General features: G+C 65.7%; 1 protein-coding gene. It reads right to left on the bottom strand.

From position 1 onward, the window contains the following. The coding region (locus tag A5771_RS01580; protein ID WP_234782898.1) for a PE-PPE domain-containing protein at nt 1-697 on the bottom strand (697 nt) is incomplete at its 3' end. Nucleotides 698-721: the final 24 nt, after the last annotated feature.

Below are 721 nucleotides of genomic sequence, written 5' to 3' on the forward strand. Positions count from 1 at the left end.
CGCTGTCGACCAGCCCGTGGCTCCACGCATTGATCCAGGCGCTGAACTGGTCGAAGTCACCGGAGATGTCGATGTCGGTGATCGCGCCGTCGGTGGTGGCCAGGTGGTTGGCCACCTGATCGGGCGTGAGCCCCAGATACATCATGTGCTCGTAGAACAAACCGAGCTCAGAGGTGGACGTGGGGTCGGTGACCGGATCTCCGGGGATCGTGTAATCGGTTACCGCGAACCAGTTGTTCGGGGTCTGGACACCCGACAGCAGAGCAGTGTCGAAGAAGTCGGAGGAGGAAACCCCGCCCATACCCTCCGACGCGGTGTCGGCACCGACCGGATTGCCGATGAACACGAAATGCAGCAACTGCGGGTCGACGCCGTCGTGTTCCAGCTGGGCCATGGCGATCGAACCGGCCGTGGCGCCCTGCGACCAGCCGAACACCCACAGCGGGTTGTCGGCATCGTAGGCGTCGGGGTTGGCGTTGAGTTCGGCGTGCACCGCCCGCACGATCTCGGCCGCGCCGACGAAACTGCTGTGCCCCTGCAGGATCAGCTGCGGGGTGGTCAGCACCTGCAGCGGGGAATCGCAGATGCCGGCACCGATCACGCAGACCGTCGGATCGTCGCCGGCGTCGAAGCCTAGCGGGTTGAGGAACAGGTCGGCCGCGGTTTGGGCGAACGCCGCCGAGGGCGTCGGCAACATCGTCCCGCCGACGAAGATCGCGGT

The organism is Mycolicibacter sinensis (assembly GCF_001667375.1).
In the GTDB taxonomy this organism is placed as follows: domain Bacteria; phylum Actinomycetota; class Actinomycetes; order Mycobacteriales; family Mycobacteriaceae; genus Mycobacterium; species Mycobacterium sinense_A.